A 3996-nucleotide genomic window follows, 5' to 3' on the forward strand; every position below is an offset into this window, starting at 1 on the left:
GCGTATAATCGTCGGCAGCGTCAGATGTGTATAAGAGACAGCTCCCGGCCTTCCTCGCGGCGGGACCCGCCGTGGCCCCTGAGGACCGCCCGCCGGCGGACACGCCGCCGGACCAGCCGGCGCGGCTGCGCGGGGCGCTGAACCCGCTGCTGGCCGCCGCCGGGCCACTGCTCGACCTCGCCGGGTCGCTGCGTGAACGCTCGGGGCACGAGAACCCGGAGGGGCTGCGCGACGTCATCCTCGCCGAGGTCCGCCGCTTCGAGGAGGAGGCCGCCGCCATCGGCGTCCCGCCGGAGGAGGTGCGCGTCGCCCGCTTCGCCCTGTGCACCATGCTGGACGACGTGGTGCGGGCGACCCCGTGGGGGGCGCGCTGCCGCTGGGCGCGTGAGGGGCTGGCGGTGGTGGTCGATCCCGGCGCCGGCGGGCCGGACCGCTTCTTCGACCTGCTCGACACCATGCTGAGCGACCCGCGCCTGCACCGGCTGGAGCTGGAGCTGTTCTACGCCTGCCTGTCGCTGGGCTTCGAGGGCAAGTTCCGCGACAAGCCGCGCGGCGCCCACGACCTCGCCCACCTGCGGGACGAGCTGTTCCGTGTGCTGCGCCGCCTGCGCGGCGAGCGGGAGCGCGCGCTGTCGCCGCAATGGCGGGGCGTCGCCGAGCGCTTCCGCCCGCTGGGGCATGTGCTGCCGCCCTGGCTGGCCGCGGTGGCGGTGGCGACTCTGCTCGGCGGGCTGTTCCTGACCCTGTCCGCCTCGCTGGGCGGCCGGGCGGACGCGGTGGTGGCCCGGCTGGGCGCGCTGCTCCCCGACCGGCCGCTGGAGCTGGTCCGCGCCGTTCCGCCGCCGCCGCCCAGCGCGGGTCCGGCGCTGGCCGTTCGCGTCACGGCCCTGCTTCAGCCGGAGATCCGCTCCGGCGCCGTAGCGGTGCTGGCCGGCGACGACGGGGCGCTGGTCATCCGCATCGAGGGGGCGGGCATGTTCGCCACCGGCAGCGACGCGATCCGCGCCCGCTACCGCGCCGTGGTCGACCGCGTCGGGCAGGCGCTGGGTCCGGAGGCCGGGCGCGTGCTGGTGGTCGCCCACACCGACGACCAGACGCCGCGCGGCGGCGGGCTGCCGACGCCGGAGGCGCTGACCGAGGCGCGGGCGGTGGCCGTGCTGAAGATCCTGGAGCGCACGCTGGGCACCGAGCGCCTGACCGCCGAAGGGCGGGGCGAGCGCGAACCGCTGGCCCCCAACACCACGCCGGCCAACCGGGGCGCCAACCGGCGCGTCGATGTCCGCCTCTACCCCGAATAGGCCGCGGTCCATGAGCGAACCGTCTCCGCGCACCCGCCCCAAGTCCCGCAACAAGCCCCGACGCGCCGATCCGGCGATGGCGCCGCGCCTGCGCTGGTGGACCACGCTCGCGGTCGCCCTGTCGGTCGGGCTGCTCGGCTGGGCGGTGATGCCGCTGCTTGGGTTCGGCGGCCTGGCCCGCCTGCTGCCGGCGCTGGTCCTGCTCGGCCTGTGGTACGCGCTGAACCGGCACGAGGACGGCCGACAGAGCGCCGCCAACGCCCGCTTCGTCGAAGCCCTGGCGGCGTCCCGCGATCCCGAGCTGAAGGCGTCACTGGACGAGCTGGGCACGGTGCGCGAGCGGCTGGACGCGGTGATCGACCGGCTGAAGACGCAGCGCTTCGGCGCGCGCTGGGGCGGCCAGTATCTCTACCAGCTTCCCTGGTATCTGGTGATCGGCGCCCCCGGCTCGGGCAAGACGACGGCGCTGGCCAACGCCCGTCTGGGCGCGGCGCTGGGCGGCGGGCTGGACGGCATGCCGGTGCAGAATCTGGGCGGCACGCGCAACTGCGACTGGTGGTTCACCGACGAGGCGGTGCTGATCGACACGGCGGGGCGCTACACCACCCAGGACAGCCGCCGGGCCATCGACGGGCGCGTCTGGTCCGGCCTGCTCGACCTGTTGAAGGAACACCGCCCGCGCCAGCCGGTGAACGGCGTGCTGCTGACCATCAGCCTGACCGACCTCGCCGGCTGGAGCGACGCGGAGCGGCACAACCACGCCATCACCATCCGCCAGCGGCTGGGCGAGCTGCGCGCCCATCTCGGCATCCGCGTGCCGGTCTACATGCTGTGCACCAAGGCCGACCTCGTCGACGGCTTCACCACCTATTTCGACCCGCTGGACCGGGCGGAGCGCGCCCAGATCTGGGGCATCACCTTCCCGGTGGAGGACCTGCCGCCCGGCCCGCTGGCCAGCTTCCACGCGCAGTACGCGGCCCTGCTGCGCCGGTTGGAGGAGCGGCTGCCCGAACGGCTGCACCAGGAGCCGGACATCCAGCGGCGCGGCGACGCCTTCGCCTTCCCGCTGCGCATGGCGGGCTTCGAGGCGGCTTTGGCCGACCTCGTCGACACCGCCTTCACTGCGGAGGCCGAGGAGGCGGTGCCGCTGCTGCGCGGCATCTACCTGACCAGCGCGACCCAGCCCGGCGCCTCCGCGGAATCGCCGGCCCAGACCTTCTTCCTGGAGCGTCTGCTGCCCGAGGTGGTCTTTCCCGAGGCCAACATGGTCGGGGTGGACCGCGCGCTGGAGCGGGCGCGGCGGCGGCGTCACGTCTGGGCGCTGGGCGGGACGGCGGCGGCTGGCCTGCTGCTCGGGTTGGCCGGGCTGAGCAGCCACCGCGCCAACGAGGCGCTGCTGGCGCGGGCGGAGGCCGCTGTGGCAGTGGCGGAGGAGCGGCTGCGCGCCCTCGACACCCCGCCGCGCTCGCTGACGCGGGTCGAGGATTCCGATTTCCTCGCTGTCCTGCCGGCGCTCGACGCGCTGCGCGCCCTGCCGGCCGGCTGGACCGAGCGGGCAGAGAGGCGGGCGTCCCTGTTCGGCTTTGGCCTGTCGCAGGGGGAGCGCGTCGGCCTGCCTGCCGAGGACGTCTACCGCCGGGCGCTGCGCAGCGTGTTCCTGTCGCGCATCGTGCTGCGGCTGGAGGAGCAGCTGCGCACCGGCTGGGCGCGGCCCGACCTGCTGCGGCAGAGCCTGCGCGCCTACGCCATGATCGGCGGGCGGGAGCCGTTGGACCCGGCGGTTCTGGCCGAATGGCTGGCCGCCGACTGGCAGCGCACGCTCCCCGGCGCCGCCCATGAGGCGGAGCGCCGGGCGCTCGGCGACCATCTGGCGGCACTGGTCGAGGCCGGCTTCGCCCCCGTGCCCCCGGACGAGGCGCTGGTGTCGCGCGTCCTCGACGTGTTGGGCCAGCCCACCGCGCCGATGCCCCGCACTCCCAACAACGGCGGGGCCGGCTGATGAGCCCCGGTTTCGCGGTGGGCTTCCACGGGAAGGTGCCGGCGCGCGGTGATTTCGTGGGCTACGGCCTGCCGCGCGGCGTGCTGCTTCCCTGGGACGCCTGGCTGACGGAGGTTCTGGACGCGGCGGTGCGCCAGCTCGGCTCGCCCTGGGAGCGGCTGTTCCAGTCGGCCCCGGTCTGGCGCTTCGCCCTGTCGCCCGGCCTGTGCGGGGAGCCGCCGCTGGCCGGCATCATGATGCCCAGCGCCGACCGGGTGGGGCGGCAGTACCCCTTCACCATCGTCGGCACGCTGCCCTACGGCACCGACCTCGCTGTGGTGCCCGTGGCCTGCCTGCACTGGTTCACCCGCGCGGAATCCATCGCCGCCGACGCCTGCCGCGCCGGGGCCGACGTGGACGCCCTACCGGCACGCATGGCGATCCTGGGCCGCCCGGAGCCCAACGGCGCCGACCCCACCGTCGCCACCGTGGTCGAGGAGCGCGTCGGCCCGCTGCCGCCCCGCGCCAGCCTGTGGTGGAGCCGCGGCGGCGGCCGGGTTCCGCCCTCGGTTCTGACCTGCTGCGGCCTGCCGCGCTCGTCCCGCGCCGCCGCCTTCATCGACGGCGCCTGGGAGCGGCGGGGCTGGGACGATCTGGACGGGTAGGGGGCTGTCTCTTATACACATCTCCGAGCCCACGAGACTATAACAGCTATCTCGT

At 75.0% G+C, this 3996-nt stretch carries 3 protein-coding genes; all 3 read left to right on the forward strand.

The genetic code is table 11. The features are described from left to right. Positions 1 to 26 precede the first annotated feature (26 nt). Genes icmH through tagF form a run of 3 tightly spaced genes read left to right on the forward strand, consistent with a single transcriptional unit; the run spans position 27 to position 3941 of the window. The gene (gene icmH, locus Q4I23_RS31040) at positions 27 to 1298 is read left to right on the forward strand and encodes a type IVB secretion system protein IcmH/DotU (RefSeq protein ID WP_498528771.1); all 1272 of its coding nucleotides are present in this window, start codon (positions 27 to 29) and stop codon (positions 1296 to 1298) included. Positions 1299 to 1308: 10 nt separating this feature from the next. Then, positions 1309 to 3297, forward strand: coding sequence for a type VI secretion system membrane subunit TssM (gene tssM / locus Q4I23_RS31045; RefSeq protein WP_498528772.1), 1989 nt, complete (start codon positions 1309 to 1311; stop codon positions 3295 to 3297). Then, positions 3297 to 3941, forward strand: coding sequence for a type VI secretion system-associated protein TagF (tagF, locus tag Q4I23_RS31050; protein WP_014239131.1), 645 nt, complete (start codon positions 3297 to 3299; stop codon positions 3939 to 3941). Before tssM ends, tagF begins: the two co-directional genes overlap by 1 nt. The last annotated feature ends 55 nt before the right edge of the window (positions 3942 to 3996 follow it).

The organism is Azospirillum sp. UFLA03-27 (assembly GCF_059803775.1).